This is a genomic window from Caldibacillus sp. 210928-DFI.2.18, assembly GCF_020554505.1.
In the GTDB taxonomy this organism is placed as follows: Bacteria; Bacillota; Bacilli; order Bacillales; family Caldibacillaceae; genus Caldifermentibacillus; species Caldifermentibacillus hisashii.
Genome location: NZ_JAJCHL010000254.1, coordinates 1 through 298, shown reverse-complemented (window position 1 = coordinate 298; position 298 = coordinate 1). Strand labels below are relative to the sequence as shown.

Here is a 298-nt window from a genome sequence, read left to right as displayed (position 1 = left end):
TATACCGCTGTTTTCGGGGAGTTTTTGTTCTTTTGACTGTCAAAGTCGGGAAAAAGAAATGAAACGGGTTCAACAAGAGATGCATCATAAAATAGATGAAATAGAAACGAAAGCAGAAGAACGTCATAAAGAAATATTAGATCAGTTGACAGCATTTAAACATGACCAAGATTTTATTTGGGAGAAAACAGTGCGCCATGAAAGAGAGATTCATGCCATCAAAATGAAGTTAAGCTAGTGTGGAAGGTGAGGTACTTCAAGAATTTTGAAATCCTACTTGTTTTAGGAAGAACAGACT

At 35.9% G+C, this 298-nt stretch carries 1 pseudogene; it reads left to right on the top strand.

The window, feature by feature from the left end:
• Window positions 1-238: pseudogene (locus LIZ98_RS17785) on the top strand (hypothetical protein); the annotation flags it as partial.
• Window positions 239-298: the final 60 nt, after the last annotated feature.